This is a genomic window from Bradyrhizobium quebecense, from assembly GCF_013373795.3.
In the GTDB taxonomy this organism is placed as follows: domain Bacteria; phylum Pseudomonadota; class Alphaproteobacteria; order Rhizobiales; family Xanthobacteraceae; genus Bradyrhizobium; species Bradyrhizobium quebecense.
The window spans coordinates 7,644,278-7,665,229 of sequence record NZ_CP088022.1 but is presented as its reverse complement, the minus strand read 5'-3'; the positions used below and the strand labels follow the sequence as shown (position 1 = coordinate 7,665,229).

Genomic DNA, 20,952 nt, shown 5'->3' with positions numbered 1-20,952 from the left:
AAAATCGATCATGGCGAATCTGACTGAAACACGGCCGTGATTCGCCGTCACATCCCTGCAAAATACCGCAATATGGTTGCCCGCGCGGGGGTGCGGATGCTATCCCGCGCCCCATGACAACTGCCCCGATTTCGAACATCCGCAACTTCTCCATCGTCGCCCATATCGACCATGGCAAATCGACCCTTGCCGACCGCCTGATCCAGATGACGGGCGGCCTGTCGGATCGCGAAATGGCGGGCAAGGAGCAGGTGCTCGATTCGATGGATATCGAGCGCGAGCGCGGCATCACCATCAAGGCGCAAACCGTCCGGCTGAACTACCGCGCCAAGGACGGCAAGGATTACATCTTCAATTTGATGGACACGCCCGGCCATGTCGACTTCGCCTACGAGGTCTCGCGGTCGCTGGCCGCCTGCGAGGGTTCCCTGCTCGTGGTCGACGCCAGCCAGGGCGTCGAGGCGCAGACGCTCGCCAACGTGTACCATGCGCTCGACGCTGGTCACGAGATCGTGCCGGTCCTGAACAAGGTCGACCTGCCGGCGGCCGAGCCCGAGAAGGTCAAGCAGCAGATCGAGGACGTGATCGGCATCGATGCCTCCGACGCCGTGATGATCTCGGCCAAGACCGGCCTCGGCGTGCCCGACGTGCTGGAGGCGGTCGTCACCCGCCTGCCGCCGCCGAAGGGCGACCGCGACGCGACCTTGAAGGCGCTGCTGGTCGACAGCTGGTACGACGTCTATCTCGGCGTGGTCGTCCTGATCCGCGTCGTCGACGGCGTGATGAAGAAGGGCAGCCGCATCCGCATGATGGGCACCGGCGCGGCCTATGACATCGAGCGCGTCGGCTTCTTCACGCCAAAGATGCAGCAGGTCGAGGAGCTCGGCCCCGGCGAGATCGGCTTCATCACCGCGGCGATCAAGGAAGTCGCCGATACGAGAGTGGGCGACACCATCACCGACGACAGGAAGCCGGTCACCGAAATGCTGCCGGGCTTCAAGCCGGCGATCCCGGTCGTGTTCTGCGGCCTGTTCCCGGTCGATGCCGACGATTTCGAGACGCTGCGCGCGGCGATGGGCAAGCTCAGGCTGAACGACGCCAGCTTCTCCTTCGAGATGGAAACCTCCGCCGCACTCGGCTTCGGCTTCCGCTGCGGCTTCCTCGGGCTGTTGCATCTGGAGATCATCCAGGAGCGGCTGTCGCGCGAGTTCGACCTCAACCTGATCGCGACCGCGCCGAGCGTGATCTACAAGATGAAGCTGACCGACGGCACCGAGCTCGAAATCCACAACCCGGTCGACATGCCCGACGTGGTCAAGATCGCCGAGATCGAGGAGCCGTGGATCGAGGCCACCATCCTCACGCCCGACGAATATCTCGGCAGCGTGCTGAAGCTGTGCCAGGACCGCCGCGGCGCGCAGAAGGAGCTGACCTATGTCGGCTCCCGCGCGATGGTGAAATACGACCTGCCGCTCAACGAGGTGGTGTTCGATTTCTACGATCGCCTGAAGTCGGTCTCCAAAGGCTATGCCTCGTTCGACTATCATCTGACCGACTACAAGCCGGCCGACCTGGTCAAGATGCAGATTCTGGTCAATGCCGAGCCGGTCGACGCGCTGTCGATGCTGGTGCATCGGACCCGCGCCGAGGGCCGCGGCCGCGCCATGGTCGAGAAGATGAAGGAGCTGATCCCGCCGCACATGTTCCAGATTCCGATCCAAGCGGCGATCGGCGGCAAGGTGATCGCGCGCGAAACCGTCCGCGCGCTGCGCAAGGACGTCACCGCGAAGTGCTACGGCGGCGACATCACGCGCAAGCGCAAGCTTCTGGAGAAGCAGAAGGAAGGCAAGAAGAAGATGCGGCAGTTCGGCAAGGTCGACATCCCGCAGGAAGCCTTCATCGCCGCGCTTAAGGTAGACAGCTGAGTCGACGACACGGACTGTCGCCAGCTTGACGACAGGCGCGCCGGCCCGGTCCTAGTCGAAAATCTCGAAAACAACCCCATGCAAAGTAGCCCGATAGCTGACACGCTGTCGCAGGCGCGCTTGTTGCCCATTCTTGTCCCGGCAACAAAACGCACCATGATTTGAATCGCCACGGCGCAGCGCGCCGACTAAGCTCCCATCATGTTGCGCATCCTGTCCCTTTCGATCGTCATCCTCGCCCTGCTGCAGCCTGACCTGAGCTCGGCCGCCTCCTCGAAGAAGCGGCACGGCTCTAGCCGCTGGCACGGCTATGGCTTCCTGCCCGGCTACCGGCAGCCGCCCAACGAAACCATTCCGGTGCTCGGCCCACGCGGCGCCGCCCGCGGCTACCCGGACTTTTCGCCGGAATATTACTATGGCGGGGATTGGCACTATTTCGGCCGCCCCGGATTCCACGGCGGCGGGCGCTACAATGGCGGCAGCTACGGCCCGTGCTGGAGCTGGACACCGATCGGACGCGCCTGGAACTGCGGCTAGCCGCGCGTCGCTGCGACGTCTTGCGCATGCAACGCACAATCCGCTTGATCCCGGAATAAGAGGCATGTTGCCCGTCATATTGCCCCTGGACCTCGGATAGGCCACCATCCTCCCTGCGCGCACCACAACAAACAACAGCGCCGGGGAAACGCATGAGCAAGGACGCTCGGTTCGACTATGGCTGGGTCGTCGTCGGCGCGGGCGCGCTGATGACCTGCGTCGGCTTCGGCACCATGCTGTCGCTCGCGGTGTTCCTGCAGCCGATCTCGGATGCGATGGGCTGGTCGCGCGCCGGCGTATCGGCCGCCGCGACGCTGGATTTCCTCTGCATGGGTTTTGCAGCGTTCGCCTGGGGCACGCTGTCCGACCGCTTCGGCACCCGAATCGTGGTGCTGGCGGGCAGCCTGCTGCTCGGGCTTGGCCTCGTGACGGCAAGCCAGGCGCAGAGCCTGTGGCAATTCCAGCTCTGCTTCGGCGTGCTGATCGGGATCGCCGCCGGGAGCTTCTATGCGCCGATGATGGCGCTTGCGAGCGCCTGGATCGACAAGCATCGCAGCCTCGCCGTCGCGCTGGTGTCGGCCGGCATGGGTGTATCGCCGCTGACGGTCGCACCATCCGCCAGCTGGCTGATCACGGCCTATGACTGGCGCTTCGCGATGCTCGTCATCGGCATCGCCGCATGGGCGCTGCTGATCCCCGCAGCGTTCCTGGTACGCCCGGCACCGCAGGGAACGACCGTCGCGATCCCTACGGCTGGCAATGCGCCGCAAGCGGAATGGACCGTAGCGCAGGCGCTGCGCACGCCGCAATTCATCACGCTGGCGTTGGCCCATTTCGCGTGCTGCGCGGCGCATTCGGGCCCGATCTTCCACATGGTGTCCTACGCCATGGTGTGCGGCATCGCGCCGCTCACCGCGGTCACGGTCTACAGCCTCGCCGGCTTCTCCGGGCTCGGCGGACGCCTGCTGCTCGGGGTGCTGGCCGACCGGCTCGGCGCCAAGCCGGTTTTGGTCGGCGGCCTCTTGGTGCAGGCGCTGTCGATCGCGACTTATCTTGCGGTGGCGCAGCTCGGCGAGTTCTACGCGCTGTCGGTGGTGTTCGGGCTCGCCTATGGCGGCGTGATGCCGCTCTATGCCGTGCTGGTGCGCGAGTTCTTCGGCGCGCGCATCATGGGCACGGTGTTCGGCGCCGTGTCGGCCTTTGCGAGCCTCGGCATGGCGCTCGGGCCGTGGGCCGGCGGTTACGTGTTCGACACGTTCCATGGCTACACGTGGCTGCACGCCGGTTCCTTTGCGATCGGCCTTGCCGCGGTCGCGGTGGCGCTGAGTTTCTCGACCAAGCGCCAGCCGTCGCTCGATCTCGGCCGCGCCGCCGCCTGAGCGCGGATGCATGCGTCGATCGCGCGCGCGACCGCGATGGATAGCTGATCTGCGTCGGCGCCGCCCCGCCTTGCCCTCTCCTGCCGGATGGGCCACCATCGCCCGCCCCGCCCAACAAGAACGTCAGAAGGGGCGCCGAGGACACGCATGAACAAGCCGCAGGCAGTAGACCTTGTCGAGCGGGCGCGCGCGCTGGCGCCGCTGATCATGAGCGAAGCCGACGAGATCGAACGGACGCGGCGGCTGACGCCTTCCGTCACCGCGGCCCTGGTCGAGAACGGGCTGTATCGCGCGCTGCTGCCGAAGCGCTTCGGCGGCGCCGAGGCGACGCTGGACGCGTTCATGCAGATGCAGGAGGAGATCGCCAAGGCCGATGCATCGACCGCCTGGTGCCTCGGCCAGTGCAGCGTCTGCGCCATGACCGCGGCCTATCTCGAGCCCGACGCGGCCCAGGAGATATTCAACACCGCGCCCGGCATCCTGGCCTGGGGCGCGATCGCCCATGAGGTGCGCGCCGAGCCCGGCGGCTACCGCGCCAGTGCGCGCTGGGATTTCGCCTCCGGCTCGCGGCAGGCAAGCTGGCTCGGCGCCCATGTCCGCGTCGTCGAGGCCGACGGCTCGCCACGCAAGAAGGCCGACGGCTCGCCGGAAATCCGCACCATCCTGTTTCCGGTGTCGCAGGCTGTGATGTACGACGTCTGGGACGTGATCGGCCTGAAGGGCACCGGCACCGATTCCTATTCGGTCGACAACCTCTTCATTCCGGAAAAGTTCGCCGCGTTGCGCGACGACCCGGCCGCGTGCCGCGAGCCGGGGCCGCTCTACACGCTCTCCACCAACATGGTGTTCAGCATGGGCTTTGCCGCCACCGCGCTCGGCGTGGCGCGCGCCATGCTGGATGCGGCAACCGAGCTTGCCCGCGCTAAGACCCCGCAAGGCCTCAAAGCGATGCGCGACAACAACGCCGTGCAGGGCCAGATCGGCCGCACCGAGGCGAGCCTGCGCGCCGCGCGCGCCTATCTGTATGCGACCGCCCACGACGTCTGGAGCGATCTCGCCCGCGGCGATCCGATCAGCGAGGCACATCGCATCGCGATCCGCATCGCCTCGACCTGGACCATCCACCAGTCGGCCGCCGTGGTCGACATCGCCTATCACATGTCGGGGGCAACGGCGGTGTTTGCGAAGAATCCGTTCGAGCGGCGGTTTCGTGACATGCATGCGATCGCGCAGCAGATCCAGGCCCGCGACACCCAGTATGAGGACGCCGGCAAGGCGATCCTGTCGGGCAATCTCTCCGTGCCCCCGACGACGCGCTAAAGCGCGACGACGTCAGATTGAACCGGGGCGTGTACTCATGAATCCGCCATGCAGCTCTACTGCAGTTGTGTTTGTGCACAGCGTGCCAGGTTGGCCCTGACCACGAGGTGATGAAAAGGCCTGATCGCGTTGAGATAGGTGAAGCCCAGGGCATTGTGGGTATGCACAACGGTTGTCGCGATGAGCAACGTGCCTGTTGGAGAATGGCGTCGGAGCAGCGATAGCCGGAAGTCCAGGTGCCGGTCATCCGTACCGAGCACAATTTCGTCCTTGCCCTCCCAGTGCACCGGGAAGAAGTCCACCCGTTCATGGCTGTCGGGGTACGTCCTGACGGTATCGGAGGTTTTGATGCCAAAGGGCGTAACCATGGCGTCGCGCAGCGCGATCAACGTCTTCTGCCACGCGGGTGGATTGACGAGTGTCCGCGTCGCCAGCTCGCGCATGCTCGGCTGTTCCGATGCACTCAAGTCGATGCTGTAGCTATCGAGTAAACTGGCGTTCTCGTACCAGCTCGCAACGACACTTTCCGACGGCGGCGTCGTCCGGCGTACCCGCGGTTTGCGGTCTAAACCCATGCTCATGACGATGTCACCTATGCGAGGGGGCAATAGGAAAAGCTATTCTCAATTCTAGACGCGGTGATTTCCCTACGCTGAGTTCGCAACTCGTCACCGGTTTGCAGGTCTTCAACTCTACGGTGATCGGCGCGGGGTCTCAAGGCCGATCTACGCGTCAAAGAATTGATGCCACGAACGATAGAGGGGTCAATGTGCGAGGCTTGTTCACACTCAAATCGCGAAGGACTGATTGCGGCTGGCCGCATTGAGAAGGACGCCCGCTTTGGATCAAAAGCCGTCGATCGCGACCGAACCCAGGGACTTCCGGTTCACTTCGGAGAGCCGACGTTCTCGAAGGTCATTCAGACCGTCAGCTACGGGCCAGAAGCGATCATCGAGCCATTTCTGGCCTAGTTAGCGCGAATAATTTGAGGCGAGTGCCGGCCCCGTTAGTGGATTTTCGCCGCTGCGGATCGTATTGCGCTTTGATAATCACCGAGAAGTTTGGAATCTTCGATTGATCCGTGATGATGCATCTGCCGCCAGCGGCCATCTACCAGTTGATAGATGCGAGTCGTGCGAATGTTGAGATCTTTTACGACATCACCCTCGCGATAGGTACCGCGTTCACGTCCAACGGCCCAAAATACATCGCCCGCGCGGTGTATGGTGTAGTCCCAAAATACAACATGAACGTCCGCCGGACTCTTGAAGACTCCCTCATACATCACGTGTGGCTGATCTGCTCCCCGCCGAATGCCTCCGAGAGGATTATCGATCGCGACCTCATCGGAACGAGCAAAGTTTTCGTCGATCATCTTGAGATCACGGGTATTGAAGCCGCGGTAGAATTGAGCCAATGCCTGTTGGGGTTGGCTCAGGTCTCCCAGATCTTCGTCACCTGTGATGGGATCTTGCACTGGTTTTTGCCCTCCGGATACGGCGGCACTGAGAGGCGTCGAAAACAATGCCAGGTTGGCTGCCAGGCCGAAAATGGCCGGGGTGAGTAGGGTCCCTTTGTATGGAATAGCCGACATAGCTCTCTCCTGCGTGGGTCCTTTCCGATACTTTCCAGAGATTTCCATTTCCGCCGGTCGCTGCGACGGCGCCTCACCGAACCTACAGCCGACAAAAATGCTGCTGGAGCGACAAGTTTGCTGTATTAAACTGCAAAAATGCAGGACCTGGATTGGAATGACCTGCGTTACATTTTGTTGCTGTCGCGCACGGGCCGCATTGCTGGCGCGGCGCGCGAGCTTGGGGTTAATGAGACCACGGTGGCCCGGCGAATTGCGCGCCTTGAGCGGCTGCTGGGCGTCCGCTTGTTCGAGCGCAATGCAGGTCATCTGACGCCGACCGACAGAGGGCACATCGTCATCAGTCGGGCCGAGCGCATCGAACTCGATGTCGAGTCTGTCAAGGACAGCGTAAGGAATGCGGACAGACTCGAGGTCGGCAAGGTTCGCGTGACGGCTGTGCCGCTGGTGCTAAATCATATTCTGATTCCGGCGTTGGCAGCCTTTCTCCAATCGCATCCGGGGTTGCAGATCGAACTGGTTGCCGACCCTCGCAATCTCAGTGTCACAAACCGGGAAGCCGATATCGCACTGCGTATGACCCGGCCCGAAAGCGAGCATCGCGTGATAGCTCGACGCGTCGGCACCTTCGAATTTGCGGTGTATGCCGCGTCAACGCAGCAGCGCGGCTTGCCATGGATTACCTATGATGCCTACTGGTCTAACTTGCCGCAGGCACGCTGGATGGCGGAAGCGATAGCCTCCGATCCGACCTCGGAAACGTTTGTCACCGTCAACGACTCGGAGTTGGCTTTCAATGCCGTCCGAGCCGGCCTTGGCCGGTCGCTGCTTCCATGCCGTATTGCGGATGGCTTTCCCGGACTTTCGCGCTTAAGCGGCGCAAAATCGATTCTCTCCCGTGAAATGTGGATGATCGTCCATCCTGACCTTAAGCATCTGGCGCGGGTCAGGGCGGTTATATCGTGGATCGAGCAGATCATGTCGGAGCGGCCGATCTAGTCGCATGTCAGGTAACCGTTCCTCGGGCGGCGGTCCGACTGCTTCAACCCAGTCTCATCGCGCTTTAGCAAACAGTACGAAAGTAGCACCGGCGACAACGATCGCGGTTCGGATACCGGCGGCAACAACATCCGGTTGTTAAGCTTTTTCTGGGACTTTGCGGCCGGCGCTAATGCCTGGAGTTCCACTGGCCCCATGTTCAAGCTTCGATCGATTGCCGCCCGCCTGATCCTGGCGATTTCACTGACCGTTGCAGTCGCCTGCGCCATCCTCGGCAGCTTCTGCATCAGCCAGCAGCGCACGCTGACGCGGCTCGCGCTCGATCAGCAGCTCAAGCTGCAATATGACAGCGTGATTGCAGCGATCGAATACGAAGGCCGCGCCGCGCTGGCGGTCTCGGCCGTGATCGCCGCCCTGCCGCCGGTCGAAGATGCCATCGCCAAAGGCGACCGCGAGGGCCTCGGAAAGCTGCTCGGTGCGCCCTGGGCCGCGATGAAGGCGCAAGGCATCCCGCTGATCTCGTTCTGGCAGGCGCCGGCGACGAGCTTCTACCGGGTCCATGCGCCGAAACTGTTCGGCGACGACGCCTCCACCCGGCGGACGACGGTGGTGGAATCGATCAAGGCAGGCAAGCCGATCGTCGGCGTCGAGCCCGGCCGCGAAGCGCTTTCGATCTTCGGCATGACCCCGGTCATGCATGACGGCAAGACGCTGGCCAATGTCGACGTCGGCGCCGCCTTCGGCAAGGAATTCGTCGACCGCGCCAAGAAGCGCTTCGGCATCGACCTCGCCGTGCATTCGTTCGACGGCCAGAGCTTCAGGCGGCTGTCCTCGACCTTCGGCGACACCGTGGTCGCGAGCCCGGACGAACTCAAGAGCGTGATGAACGGGGCGGCACTGCTGCGCGACGCCACGCTCGATGGCCATGCGGTGGAGCTCTATCTCGGGCAGATCAGGAACTATGCCGGCGAACCGGTCGCCGTGCTCGAGATCATCAAGGACACCAGCGACTATGAAGCCGCCGCGGCGAGGGCGCAGCGCAATCTGATCCTCGGCACCGTCGCGATCCTGGCCGCAGCCGTGTTGCTGGCGTTCCTGCTCGGCCGCGGCCTGTCACGGCCGCTCACCGCGATCACCGCGGTCATGAACCGGCTGTCCAGCGGCGACACCAGCGTCACGATCCCCGGCAGCGAGCGGCGCGACGAGCTCGGCACGATGGCCAAGGCGGTCGAATTGTTCCGCCGCGGCATGCTCGAAACCTCCTCGCTGCGCGATGCACAGGAGGCCGACAAGGTGAAGGCTGCGGCCGACAAGCAGGCGCTGCAGCGGCAGATGGCCGACCGCTTCGAAGCCGACGTCAAGGGCATGGTCGCCGCCGTCGCACAGTCGTCGAGCGCCATGCAGCGCGTCGCCAACGAGATCACCACCAGCGTCAACGGCACTTCCGAACGGACCGCAGCGGCGGCCGCCGCGTCCGAGGAGGCGTCGGCCAGCGTCAATGCGGTCGCAGCCGCCACCGAAGAGCTGGCCTCCTCGATCACCGAGATCGGCCGCCAGGTCAGCCATTCCAGCCGCGTCGCCGACAACGCCGTGGCCAAGGCAATGGAGACCACCGAGATGGTGACGAGCCTGGCCGCATCCGCGGAGAAGATCGGCGACGTGCTGCGCCTGATCAGCGCGATTGCGAGCCAGACCAATCTGCTGGCGCTCAACGCCACCATCGAGGCGGCGCGCGCCGGCGAGGCCGGCCGCGGCTTTGCCGTGGTCGCCGCCGAGGTGAAGGGGCTGGCGAGCCAGACCGCAAAGGCGACCGAGGAGATCGCCGGCCAGGTCGGCGCGATCCAGTCCGCCACCGGCAACTGCGTCAGCGCGATCGGCGACATCAGCGGCACCATCCGCGAGATTTCGGGCATCGCCACCGCGATCGCGGCGGCCGTCGAGCAGCAGGACTCGGCGACGCGGGAGATCGCCCGCAGCGTGCAGCAGGCGTCTTCCGGCACGGTCGAGGTCTCCGCCAATATCGCGGGCGCCAGCGAGGCCGCCGGCCAGTCCCGCGCCCTCACCGGCAACGTGCTGGATACGTCCAGCCAGCTCGGCGATCACGCCTCCGCGCTGTCGCACAGCGTCGATACGTTCCTCGCCGGCCTGCGCAACGCGGCCTGAACGGCGCGCCATGTGACGTTCAAGACGCTATGGTAGATTGGCGCGATACGTCGTCCTCGCGGAGCCCTCCATGCGCAAGCCGGCAACATCGACCAGCAAGGTGGCACGACGCCCGCAAGCGAAAGCGACGGATGCGCTGTTCGACGCCTACCCTGCCCCCGTCAAGGCCAAGCTGCTGGCGCTACGGCGCCTGATCTTCGAGACCGCGAAGGCCACGAGGGGCGTCGGCGCGCTGGAAGAGACGCTGAAATGGGGGCAGCCGAGCTACCTCACGCCGGAGACCGGCAGCGGCAGCACGGTCCGGATCGATCAGGTGAAGCCCGCCGCCGACCAGGTCGCGGTCTACTTCCACTGCCAGACCAATCTGGTCGAGACCTTCCGCGAGCTCTATCCCGAGCTCAGCTACAGCGGCAACCGCGCGATCCTGCTCGATGTCGCGGGCAGGCTTCCGGAGCCCGCGCTGCGCCACTGCGTGGCGCTGGCGCTGACCTATCATTTGAGGAAGCGGACGACAGATAGCGGAGCCTAGCTCCACGTCATTGCGAGGAGCGAAGCGACGAAGCAATCCATCTAGCCGCGCGTGAGGCTAGGGCGCGTATTTATCATTCCGGGATGTCCGCTTTCGAGAGGTAAGCGGACACGCGGCGTAGACCGCGGGGGTGTCGCCTTGTGACCCCGAAGCTGACGAAAGACGCTACAACTTGAAAAAGACGAACCAAAACGTCCCGGCGCAGAGCAAGAACGAACCGATACTAATTAGCGGAGCCAAGTACGCACCTCGTGTGCGCCGGTAGAACCAGAAGATCGGGGAAGCAACCTGCCCTATAACGAGCGCAGGAATTCCACCAAAATATGAGACGGCGAAGGCTGTGAAGGCAATTTTCCTAGTCGTCGGATCAGTCGGCCCAGCCTGAAAGCCAAGGCCTAGTGGGGACACAAACCAAACAAATGCGCAGACGCTCGCGAGCAGCGTAGTGACCACCAAGAAGCCTAAGTATAGCTGACGAGCCGCGGGTGCCGGGTCCAATTCCATCGTCTCCGTTGGCGTCTCTCGCTATCAAGCCAAGGGAAAATGTCAGTTGAGCACCACCTTGGTTTGGTTGCATCTTATCAAATCAAACTGCGGATGTCGCTGGTGGCCCATCGCGTCCGTTGACGCACTGCAGCGACATGTCCGAAGTTGAGGGTCGACCGGAAGTAGCTGGCCGGCTGTAAAGACGACGCGATTGACCCAAAGCGGAAACCGAACCCCGCCATTATTCGAAGTTTATCCCTCTGCGTTAAGAGTTGCTTCGGCTGTTTCATGCAACCTAAAGACGGTTTAACGAGTTCCGTCGATGAGCCCACGAACCAAGCGCGCTCTTACTATCTTGCTGACGGTTGTCGCCTTGTTGGTGTTGGGCTGGCAAATCAAGACCGGCTTCTTCGTCCACGACCGCTCCTTACGCTTACGACTAACGCTCACGGTGGAAACGCCGGAAGGGGTCCGAACGGGCTCAAGCGTGACTGAGCAGACTATAACTTTTGGTCCCTTTCAGTTGAGGTATGGTTCTGGAGGATGGGACATAGGATCGTTTTTGAGCGGCGAAGGTGTTGTTGTCGATCTGGGACAACGAGGACTGCTCGTTGCGACACTGGTTGCCCCTGGTTGGATACGCTCGCGCGGCTGGGGTGGAGGCGGCGGCTACGCAGTGGATCCATTTTTGGGACTGGTCACTTACATCAGCAACCCACCCGACCGATTATCAGCCGCCGAGAGGTACATGGTCCATCTTGATGAAGTAAAGCGACTGAAGCCGAAGGCGGATGTTTCTCTCAAACAGCTTCCGGTTCTCGTAGGATTTAGTGATCCAAACAACCCGACAAGCATATCCGTGGTTGACCCGTCGAATTTAGCTGGTGCTTTTGGTTCAGGTGTTAAGCTCAAAACAGCGACGGTTGAGGTTACCGACGATCCTGTCACTCACTCAATCGAGGTTCACTTGCCGTGGTTGAAGCAAAACAAATTGCCCAAGCTTGACGATCTGATTTTTCCGCCTCCACCGCCGGGATATGAATGGGTCGATCCTCACCCCCCGAATTTCCGCTACAGCGTTTTCGTTAAGCCGCAGTGATGCAAAATCTAGTGACGACTACTTGTGGCCCATAGCGACAATTGTCGCGGCGCAGCGGCATGTCCGGAGTTGTGGGTGAGGCAGCAGCTATGCCAGGGAATGGTTCGTCTATCGACTTGACCGGATCACGCGTAACGCTTGTTGCGAACGTGGGTGCGTTGGCAGTGGCACTAGTGGTCTTGGTGGAGGTAGCCATTATTGAGAACAAGCACTTCGGGCATGTCTTGGCTGCTGACCCGTTCCTTTGCTTATTCCCGGCCATGGTGATGTTTGCCGTTCGGAGTGAGCCATTCTCGTGCTTTTTCCTATCTTTCTATTTCCTTATTTCGATCCGATTACTGTTCGTAGCGTACGATGTAGTAGAGGGCGCCGACAGGATCGGGAAGGGGGACAACCCCCTTTTTGTGCTCGTCCTGTTCGGAATGGCGACGATTGTTTGCTTTGTTGTGTATGTCGTTGTTGCTCTAATTAGGTTGCTATTCACACGTGTCTCGTCAGAGGAATGAGGCAGGTGATGTCGCCTTTTGGCCCTTTGCGGCCATTCACTTAGGCATCGTCGATGTCTGCTTTTGAGGGCAACCAGGACCTCGCTATTCTCGCGCACGCGCGTACCGGCTTTGTGAGTACACGCCCTGGATGGATTGCTTCGCGGAGCCTGTCATCCGGCGGCGCTCGGCGCCGACCGGGTGGCTCGCGATGACGCGGTGGAGGCGGCTTCGCTACGCCGCCGTGGCGACGCGCTGCGCCTTCAGCAGGCTGATGACCTCGGTGTTCGGCCGCGCGCGGCTGAACAGGAAGCCCTGGCCCTCGTGGCAGCCCTCGGCGCGCAGGCAGCTCAGCTCCGCCTCGGTCTCGACGCCCTCCGCGGTGATGGTGACGCCGAGCCCTACGCCGAGGCTGACGATCGAACGCACGATCGCCTGCGCGTCCGGGTTCGCGCCGAGGTCGCGCACGAACGACTGGTCGATCTTGATCTTGTCGAACGGAAAGCTGCGCAGATAGCTCAGGCTCGAATAGCCGGTGCCGAAATCGTCCATCGACATCCGCACCCCGAGCGCGCGCAGCGCATGCAGCGTTGCCAGCACCTGGCTGCTCTTCTCAAGCAGCAGCGTCTCGGTGATCTCGAGCTCGAGCCGGCGCGCCGGCAGGCCGGATTGCCGCAGCGCGTCGGTGACCAGCGCCAGCAGGTTGCCGGTGCGGAATTGCAGCGGCGACAGATTGACCGCGACGCGGACGTCGTCGGGCCATTGCGCCGCGTCCATGCAGGCGCGACGCAGCATCAGCGCGCCCAGCGGATTGATCAGGCCGGTCTCCTCGGCCACCGGGATGAACTCGCCGGGCGAGATCATGCCGCGCTCCGGATGCGGCCAGCGCACCAGGGCCTCGAAGCCGGTGATGCGTCCGCTGGTGAGATCGACCAGCGGCTGGTAATGGGGCCGCAGGCCCTCATTCTGGATCGCGCCGCGCAGATCGATCTCGATCTTGCGGCGGCTCTGCGCGCGCGCATCCATCTCGGCCTCGAAGAAGGAGAAGGTGCCGCGGAATTCGCTCTTGGCGCGCGACAGCGCCATGTCGGCGCTCTTCAGGAGCTTCTCGGAATCTTCGCCGTCGCCGGGCGACATCGCGATCCCGATGCTGGCGCCGACCACCACCGAATGGCCATCGAGCAGATAGGGCTCGCCGATCGCATCCAGGATCCGCCGGGCCAGCAGCACCGCGTCCTCGGGCCGCATCACGCCGCCCTGCACGATGGTGAACTCATCGGAGTTGAGCCGGGCCAGCGCGTCTTCCTCGCGCAGCGTCGAGCGCAGCCGCTTGGCGACCCCGCGCAACAGCTTGTCGCCGATGCCATGGCCGAGCGTGTCGTTGACCGCCTTGAAATTGTCGAGCCCGAGCATCAGCACCGCGACCTTGTCGGTCGAGCGGCGGGTGTGCTGCAGCATATCCTCCATCTGCTGGCGCAGCAGATTGCGGTTCGGCAGGCCGGTGAGGCTGTCGTGCTGGGCCATGAAGGCCAGCCGCGCCTCGGCGCGCTTGCGCTCGGTGATGTCCATCAGCGCGAGCAGCATCGCCGGCTGGTCGCCATGCATCAGCTGACGCGAATAGATCGCAAGGTCGATCAGCGTGCCGTCCGCGCGCACATGCTTCCAGGTCCGCGCCGCCTGCTCGTCGCTGCTGCGGCCTGCGGCCCAGGGCAGTTCGGCATCGAACGCCTGCAGGCTCTTGATCGTCATCTTCTCGAATTCGGCACGAACATAACCATAGTGCGCGATCGCGGCGTCGTTGACCGCGAGGATCTTCTCGCCGTCGAGCGCGCACAGGATCATCGGCACCGGATTGCCGTCGAACAGCAGGCGGAATGACGCCTCGCGCTGCTTCAGTTCCGTGATGTCGACGCGCAGGCCGACGATGCCGCCATCCGAGGTCAGCCGCTCCTCGATCAGCACCACGCGGCCATCGGCCAGCACCTGCTCGTGGCGCTCGCCCGGCCGGTACATCCTCTCGAGCCGCTCGGCGATCCACTCTTCCTCGCGCCCGGCAGCCTCGGGATAGTCGCCGCGCGCGACGCCTACCCTGATGGTGTCTTCCAGGCGCGCCCCCTGCTCGAACAGGTCGGAACTGCGCTTGTAGATTTCCGAGTATTTCTTGTTCCAGAGGGTGTAGCGGCCTTCGGGGTCCAGGAACACGATGCCTTGCGGCAGGATGTCGATCGCCTCACGCAGCCGCGCATTGGACTTGCGGGCCTCGGCGATCGCGGCATCGGCCTGCGCGCGCTGGCGCACCAGTTCGCCGATCTCGACGGCGGTACGGCGCGAACTGCCGGACATCTTCGGCATCGGCCTCACCCGGCGGCCCCGAGGACCGGACAGTTTGGCCTGCTTCGGCTTCTTGGTCTTTTTCGGCCGCATCATCGGTATCGCACGCCCCACGCGCATTCCAGTTCGGCGACATGTCTGCGATAAGTGTCTGAAAAATTAGTATCTCTCGGCGAATAGCTGCGCTGCCTGAGAAAGCCGTATCTGCCCGCTTTGGAGGCGAGCTCACGCCGAACGCGAGTAGCTCGCGGTGCGCACGCGGCGAACAGCGCAGATTTGCGGCGTGGAAGCGCCGGAGCGTGGTGAAGGAAGGGTAAACCAACGTCCGCCTGCACAGGGAATGCACCGAAAACGCGGCAAGCGCATCAATGTTTGCCAGCGTGTGACAGGGTTATCACGAGGTAAAGGCACGACCGGATTCACGCCGTGCTGCGACGCCAGTTGGTGATCTCGATCCGCGTGCCGTAGCCGCGGCGTCCGGTCAACACCGGCCAGTTATAGCGCGTCGCGCCGTCGACGCTGACCGCCATGCGCTGCGATGATTTGTCGATATGAACGACGATGTCGGCTTGCGCCGGAGAGAGTGCCAATGTCGACGCGGCAATCACGGCGGCACATACCAGCCGTACGCAACATACGCTCGTCACAATAACGCCTGCCCTGAAATTATGCGCGCATGATGTCGCGAGCTGCGCGGTTGTAAAGTGGCGTAGCTCACATGCGAGCCGGGAAGCCGCAGGTCATCTTGATCCGCCTTGTGGGCGATCAAGCAAATGGGATGAAAGCGCGGTTGGCCTGCCTCGAATCCATGTTAGCCTTGCGCAGACAGAGTGATCCGAATGACACCCCGCCTGCGTCTGATCCCGCTCCTGATCTCCGCCCTCCTCGCCTGCACCATCTCCGCGCGTGCGCAGGACAAGGGCTCGCTCAATCCGCAGCCATTGCCGCCGCTCGCTAACCCCGACGATCCAAAGATCGGGGCGAAGCAGCTGTTCGCGCGCAAGGTGTTGCCGGCGGCGCTGCCGACCCAATCGATCGGTGGCTACACCAAGGGCTGTCTCGCCGGCGCCGCGCAGATGCCGCTCAACGGCGACACCTGGCAGGTGATGCGCCTGTCGCGCAACCGCTATTGGGGTCATCCCGACATGATCGCGCTCTTGAAGCGGCTGGCGGCTCACGCGCACAAGGACGCCGGCTGGCCCGGCATCCTGGTCGGCGATATCGGCCAGCCGCGCGGCGGTCCCGCGCTCTCCGGTCATACCAGCCACCAGATCGGGCTCGACGCCGATATCTGGCTGACGCCGATGCCCGATCGCAAATTGTCGCGCGAGGACCGCGAGGAGATGTCGGCGGTGATGATGGTGCGCGACGACCGGCTCGATATCGATCCGCGCGTGTTCACGCCGGCCCATGTGCTGGTCCTCCGCGACGCGGCGCGCGAGCCTGCCGTGCAGCGCATCTTCGTCAACCCGGCGATCAAGAAAGCGCTGTGCCGCGAGGCCAAGGGCGACCGCGGCTGGTTGTCAAAGATCCGGCCGTGGTGGGGCCACGACTACCACTTCCACATCCGCATGCGGTGTCCGTCCGGCAGCCCGGCATGCGAGGGGCAGAAACCGCAGAGGGAAGGCGAGGGCTGCAAGCCGTCCGATCTCGCCTTCTGGTTCAAGGACTCGGTGCTGCATCCGAAGCCTCCACCAAAGCCGCCGAAACCGCGCCCGCCGATGACGCTGGCGCAGATGCCGGCGGCCTGCAAGACGGTGCTGAACGCAGCCGACGCCAAGCAATAATATTCAGGGCAATAACACCTTCGTAGGCGGCTTTTCCGGCCGGCTCGAACTGCGTTATGTTCTCGCGTCGTCGCGCCGTAAGCGCGTTCGCGCGATGGATCGGGGCCGCTGATCTCTTTCATCCGTCACAATTGCATTGGACCAGTCATGCGCAAATCGCTCCTCGCCGCATCGCTCCTGCTTGCCTCAGTTCCCGCCTTCGCGGCGGAAGAGCCGAGCGGCTGCGACAAGTTCAAATGGTCGATCGACCGCGCACGCGCCGCGCTCACCGCGCCCGATCGCGCCAAGCTTGCTTCGGGCAGCGAACAGGCCGCACTGCCGCCGACCGCCATCACGCTGGCGCTGGTCGCGCCCGGCGAGGCCAAACTGCCGAGCCCGCCGGAGCGCGCACCGAAGGACGGCACGTTCGCCGGCTTCACCAGCTTCAAGGCCGCACCGAAGGCCGGGCTCTACACCGTCAGCCTGTCGGCCGGGGCCTGGGTCGACCTGGTGCAGGACGGGCATTTCCTGAAGCCGAAGGCGTTCAGCGGCGCGACCGATTGCGACGGCATCCGCAAGACCATGAAATATGACCTCACTGCGAGCCCGTTCGTGCTGCAGGTCAGCGGCTCAAAAGAGAACTCGCTGTCGATCGCGATCCAGCCGTCGGACGAATAGCACGACCGGTTAGACAAACGGTCGCCTTTACCGTAAATCCCAGCCTGCTATGTTTGCAGTGCGATATCCCCGAGGACCGTAAGTCCTTCGGGGACCCGCGGAACAGCGCTTTCCGTCCGTCGCGCCCAGAACCCACCCAACGCCTGATTCGCGCGCGCCCGTTTGCGCGCGAGCTCGCACGGAGCGCTTCCATGTCACGACTTGCCGGACTTTTCACTGCCTTCGTCATCCTGCTCGGCGCGATCCATTCGCCCGCGAGCGCCGAAGACAAGACGCTCACCGTCTTTGCCGCCGCCTCGATGAAGAACGCGCTTGACGAGATCGATGCGGCCTACACCGCCAAGACCGGCGTCAAGATCAACGCCAGCTATGCCGCGAGCTCGGCATTGGCAAGACAGATCGAGCAGGGCGCACCGGCCGACGTGTTCGTCTCCGCCGACACCGACTGGATGGACTATGCGATCAAGCAGAAGAACATCAATGAGCCGACCCGGGTAAACCTGCTCGGCAACTCGATCGTGCTGATCGCGCAGAAGGATTCCATGATCGGCAATGTCAGCATCGGACCCGGCTTCGATCTCGCCAAGCTCGCCGGCGACGGCAAGATCGCAACCGGCGACGTCAAGGCGGTGCCGGTCGGCAAATACGCCAAGGCCGCGCTGGAGAAGCTCGGCGCCTGGCAGGCGGCAGAGCCCAAATTCGCGATGGCCGAGAGCGTGCGCGCGGCATTGACGCTGGTGGCGCGCGGCGAAGCCGTGCTCGGCATCGTGTATTCGACCGACGCCAAGGTCGAGCCGGGCGTCAAGATCATCGGCACCTTCCCGGCCGACACCCATCCCGCGATCATCTACCCGGTTGCGGCGACCACGACCGCCAAGCCCGAGACCGCTGAGTATCTCGCCTTCCTGCGTTCTTCCGCGGCGAAGACGATCCTCGAGAAGTACGGCTTCAAGTTCCTGATCAGCCCGACGACGTAAGCACGTGCTGGAGATCTCGCCGACCGAATGGACGGCGATCCTGCTGTCGCTGCGGGTCGCCGTCATCGCAACGCTGGTGGCGACCCCGTTCGGGGTAGCGCTCGCCTGGCTGCTGGCGCGGCGCGATTTCTGGGGCAAGTCGCTGCTCGATGCCGCCGTGCATCTGCCGCTGGTGCTGCCGCCCGTCGTCACCGGCTATCTGCTGCTGCTGACCTTCGGCAAGCGCGGCCTGGTCGGCGGCTGGCTGGCCGATCATCTCGGCATCGTGTTCGCGTTCCGCTGGACCGGCGCTGCACTCGCCTGCGGCGTGATGTCGTTTCCGCTTCTGGTGCGCCCGATCCGGCTTTCGATCGAGGCGGTCGACCGCCGCCTCGAACAGGCCGCCGAGACGCTCGGCGCCGCGCCCTGGCGGGTGTTCGCAACGGTGACACTGCCGCTCGCGCTGCCGGGCGTGCTGGCCGGCATGGTGCTCGGCTTTGCCAAGGCGATCGGCGAGTTCGGCGCGACCATCACCTTCGTCTCCAACATCCCCGGCGAGACCCAGACCATTTCATCGGCGATCTACTCGCTGATCCAGACGCCAGACGGCGACACGGCCGCAGCGCGGCTCGTGATCATCTCGATCGTGCTCGCGGTTGGCGCGCTGGTCGCAGCCGAAGTGTTCGCGCGCCGCGCCACCGCCCGCCTGCACGGACAATAGCGATGCTGCGCGTCGACATCACCAAGCAGCTTGGAGAGTTCTCGCTGGCGGCATCGTTCACCAGCGAGGGCCGCGTCACCGGCCTGTTCGGCGCGTCCGGCTCCGGCAAGACGTCGCTGATCAACACCATCGCCGGGCTGGTTCGTCCTGATCGCGGCACCATCGTGATCGACGGCGAGACGGTCGACGATACGTCGGCCGGCATCCATGTCCCGACCTACCGGCGGCGCATTGGCTACGTCTTCCAGGACGCCCGGCTGTTTCCGCATCTCGATATCAGGCAGAACCTCGATTACGGCCGCCGCATGAACGGCCTCACCGAGGATCCTGCGCAACACAAACGCGTCGTCGATCTGCTCGACATCGGCGCCCTGCTCGACCGGCGCCCCGGAAAGCTCTCCGGCGGCGAGCGCCAGCGCGTCGCGCTCGGCCGGGCGCTGCTGTCCAAGCCGCGGCTGTTGCTGCTGGATGAGCCGCTGGGCGCGCTCGACGAGAGCCGCAAGCTCGAGATCCTGCCCTATCTGGTGCGGCTGCGCGACGAGGCCGGCGTCCCGATGGTCTATGTCAGCCACGACGCGGCCGAGCTTCGCCAGCTCGCCACCCAGATCGTGATGCTGCGCCGCGGCCAGGTCACCGCGTTCGGCGGTGTTAAGGTGTTGACGGGCGGCGCGTAGCTGGCCGTTTTTCCGAAAGTCGGCATAAGATAGCCCATCTTGTCTGCTAGGCCCCGATCGGGACATCCGATCGGGCATGGGGAAAGGTGCACTTTGCGACTGACTGGCTGGGTATTGCTGCTGATCGGCGGGCTGCTGTGCGCCACGATTTCGTGGGCGGCGCTCGGCTTCCTGCTGATGGGCATCGGCCTGATCTCGCTGCAGGTCGCCGAGCGCCGCCGACGCCTCGGTGATGACGCCGTGCCGGCCGCGGCTGGGGGATTTACCCCACCACGCCTCAGTGCCGGGCTACAGCCGCCGACCCTCGACCCGGTCAGCGGCCAAGACACCGGCCAGGACACCGGACCGCAGCGCCAGCCGCGCCGGGTGGCCTGGCCCGACAAGAACGGCGACGCGCCCTATGACCGGCACGCCTGGCGCCGGCTGGTCGAGAGCGATCCCGATCTCGCCCAGCTTGCCAAGGTGCTGGCCGATTACGGCCCGCAATATGTCGATGAGCTCGCGGCCAGCTATCTCGCCGCGCCCGACAAGAGCCGCCTGGGCGCGATCGTCGACGGCATCATCGCACGCGCCCGCGACGGCCAGCCGGCCCCGCCGCCCGCACCGGTCGAAGCGTCGCGGCCACTGCCGCCGCCCCGGCCGGAGCCAAAGCAGGTGGCCGCTCCGGCCGCCAAGCCGGCGACTTCGCCGAGCAATCCCGCCGATGCGCTGGAAGCGTCCCTACTCACCACGGTCGAGGAGGCTTCCGCCAGGATCGCCGCCGAACGCGCGGGTCTCTTCAAGCCTGCCAGGGAGCCGGGCAAGGAGCCGGGCAAGGCCACCGACACCCGGCCGTCGACGGCGAGCCAGCGAGAACCGCTGTTCGGTCGCGCACCCCGGGCCGCGAGGCCTGCCGAGCCGCCGCCAATGCCAGCGGCACCGCCACCGGTCCCGACCGAGACGCCCGCCGACCTCGAAGCATCGTTGATCGCCGCCGTCAGCGAGGCCGCCGCCAGACGGGCGGACACATTCAAGCCGGTGGCAGAGCCAACGCCGACGCAGCGCGAGCCCGAGATCCGCGCCGTCGCCCCGCCGAAGCCCGTTGCGCCTCCGCCCGCCAACACGCCACCTGCGAAGACACCGCCCGTGAAGACGGCGGCCGATCATCTCGACGAGACGCTGCTCGCAGCGCTGGCCGAGATTTCCGGCCAGAAGTTCAAGGACGAGCCGAAGCCGGACGCTGCGTCCAAGGGCCCGCCGGCGGAGGACGGCCTGTCCGACATGATCAAGAAGTTCGCCCCGGATTCGAGCTTCCTGCGCAAGCAGTGACG

The 20,952-nt window shown here is 64.3% G+C and carries 18 protein-coding genes; 14 read left to right on the top strand and 4 right to left on the bottom strand.

Annotated elements, in window-relative coordinates:
- Window positions 1-113 precede the first annotated feature (113 nt).
- From lepA to HU230_RS36650, 4 genes are all read left to right on the top strand, one after another.
- Window positions 114-1,925, top strand: coding sequence for a translation elongation factor 4 (gene lepA / locus HU230_RS36665; protein WP_176534022.1), 1,812 nt, complete (start codon window positions 114-116; stop codon window positions 1,923-1,925).
- A gap of 201 nt (window positions 1,926-2,126) precedes the next feature.
- Entirely contained in the window at window positions 2,127-2,462 is a 336-nt protein-coding gene (locus HU230_RS36660) for a hypothetical protein (protein ID WP_176534023.1), read from the top strand.
- Window positions 2,463-2,614: 152 nt separating this feature from the next.
- Window positions 2,615-3,841, top strand: coding sequence for an MFS transporter (locus HU230_RS36655; RefSeq protein ID WP_176534024.1), 1,227 nt, complete (start codon window positions 2,615-2,617; stop codon window positions 3,839-3,841).
- Between the two features lie 147 nt (window positions 3,842-3,988).
- Window positions 3,989-5,161, top strand: a complete 1,173-nt coding sequence (locus tag HU230_RS36650) for an acyl-CoA dehydrogenase family protein (protein WP_176534025.1) — start codon at window positions 3,989-3,991, stop codon at window positions 5,159-5,161.
- 56 nt (window positions 5,162-5,217) lie between these two features.
- Here the strand turns inward: HU230_RS36650 and HU230_RS36645 are convergent, their stop codons facing one another.
- Window positions 5,218-5,742, bottom strand: a complete 525-nt coding sequence (locus HU230_RS36645; RefSeq protein WP_176534026.1) for a DUF2867 domain-containing protein — start codon at window positions 5,740-5,742, stop codon at window positions 5,218-5,220.
- A 425-nt stretch (window positions 5,743-6,167) separates the two neighbouring features.
- Window positions 6,168-6,755, bottom strand: a complete 588-nt coding sequence (locus HU230_RS36640; protein ID WP_176534027.1) for a YybH family protein — start codon at window positions 6,753-6,755, stop codon at window positions 6,168-6,170.
- A gap of 138 nt (window positions 6,756-6,893) precedes the next feature.
- On the opposite strand from HU230_RS36640, the gene HU230_RS36635 reads away from it, so the two are divergent.
- From HU230_RS36635 to HU230_RS36620, 4 genes are all read left to right on the top strand, one after another.
- Complete coding sequence (locus HU230_RS36635; protein ID WP_176534028.1) at window positions 6,894-7,754, top strand: LysR family transcriptional regulator; 861 nt, start codon at window positions 6,894-6,896, stop codon at window positions 7,752-7,754.
- A 195-nt stretch (window positions 7,755-7,949) separates the two neighbouring features.
- Complete coding sequence (locus tag HU230_RS36630) at window positions 7,950-9,917, top strand: methyl-accepting chemotaxis protein (RefSeq protein WP_176534029.1); 1,968 nt, start codon at window positions 7,950-7,952, stop codon at window positions 9,915-9,917.
- 70 nt (window positions 9,918-9,987) lie between these two features.
- On the top strand, window positions 9,988-10,446 hold the full coding sequence (locus HU230_RS36625; RefSeq protein ID WP_210284327.1) for a DUF1801 domain-containing protein: 459 nt from the start codon (window positions 9,988-9,990) through the stop codon (window positions 10,444-10,446).
- A gap of 808 nt (window positions 10,447-11,254) precedes the next feature.
- Window positions 11,255-12,031 (top strand): hypothetical protein, encoded by a 777-nt coding sequence (locus HU230_RS36620; protein WP_176534030.1) that lies wholly within the window; start codon window positions 11,255-11,257, stop codon window positions 12,029-12,031.
- A gap of 719 nt (window positions 12,032-12,750) precedes the next feature.
- Here HU230_RS36620 and HU230_RS36615 read toward each other — a convergent pair.
- A complete protein-coding gene (locus HU230_RS36615) occupies window positions 12,751-14,859 on the bottom strand; it encodes a putative bifunctional diguanylate cyclase/phosphodiesterase (RefSeq protein WP_224944269.1) in 2,109 nt (702 codons plus the stop codon).
- A gap of 407 nt (window positions 14,860-15,266) precedes the next feature.
- Window positions 15,267-15,437: a L,D-transpeptidase family protein gene (locus tag HU230_RS36610; RefSeq protein ID WP_224943968.1), complete on the bottom strand. Its 171-nt coding sequence runs from the start codon at window positions 15,435-15,437 to the stop codon at window positions 15,267-15,269.
- 249 nt (window positions 15,438-15,686) lie between these two features.
- Between HU230_RS36610 and mepA the strand changes: the two genes are divergently transcribed.
- The 6 genes from mepA (at window position 15,687) to HU230_RS36580 (ending at window position 20,950) form a co-directional block, all read left to right on the top strand.
- Window positions 15,687-16,634, top strand: a complete 948-nt coding sequence (gene mepA / locus HU230_RS36605) for a penicillin-insensitive murein endopeptidase (protein ID WP_176534032.1) — start codon at window positions 15,687-15,689, stop codon at window positions 16,632-16,634.
- A gap of 147 nt (window positions 16,635-16,781) precedes the next feature.
- Complete coding sequence (locus HU230_RS36600; protein ID WP_176534033.1) at window positions 16,782-17,291, top strand: hypothetical protein; 510 nt, start codon at window positions 16,782-16,784, stop codon at window positions 17,289-17,291.
- A 191-nt stretch (window positions 17,292-17,482) separates the two neighbouring features.
- Window positions 17,483-18,268 carry a molybdate ABC transporter substrate-binding protein gene (gene modA, locus HU230_RS36595; protein ID WP_176534034.1) on the top strand — a complete coding sequence of 262 codons (786 nt, stop codon included), beginning with the start codon at window positions 17,483-17,485 and terminating at the stop codon, window positions 18,266-18,268.
- A gap of 4 nt (window positions 18,269-18,272) precedes the next feature.
- Window positions 18,273-18,968, top strand: coding sequence for a molybdate ABC transporter permease subunit (modB, locus tag HU230_RS36590; protein WP_176534035.1), 696 nt, complete (start codon window positions 18,273-18,275; stop codon window positions 18,966-18,968).
- 2 nt (window positions 18,969-18,970) lie between these two features.
- Window positions 18,971-19,642 carry a molybdenum ABC transporter ATP-binding protein gene (gene modC / locus HU230_RS36585; RefSeq protein ID WP_176534036.1) on the top strand — a complete coding sequence of 224 codons (672 nt, stop codon included), beginning with the start codon at window positions 18,971-18,973 and terminating at the stop codon, window positions 19,640-19,642.
- A 93-nt stretch (window positions 19,643-19,735) separates the two neighbouring features.
- Window positions 19,736-20,950 (top strand): hypothetical protein, encoded by a 1,215-nt coding sequence (locus HU230_RS36580; protein ID WP_176534037.1) that lies wholly within the window; start codon window positions 19,736-19,738, stop codon window positions 20,948-20,950.
- Window positions 20,951-20,952: the final 2 nt, after the last annotated feature.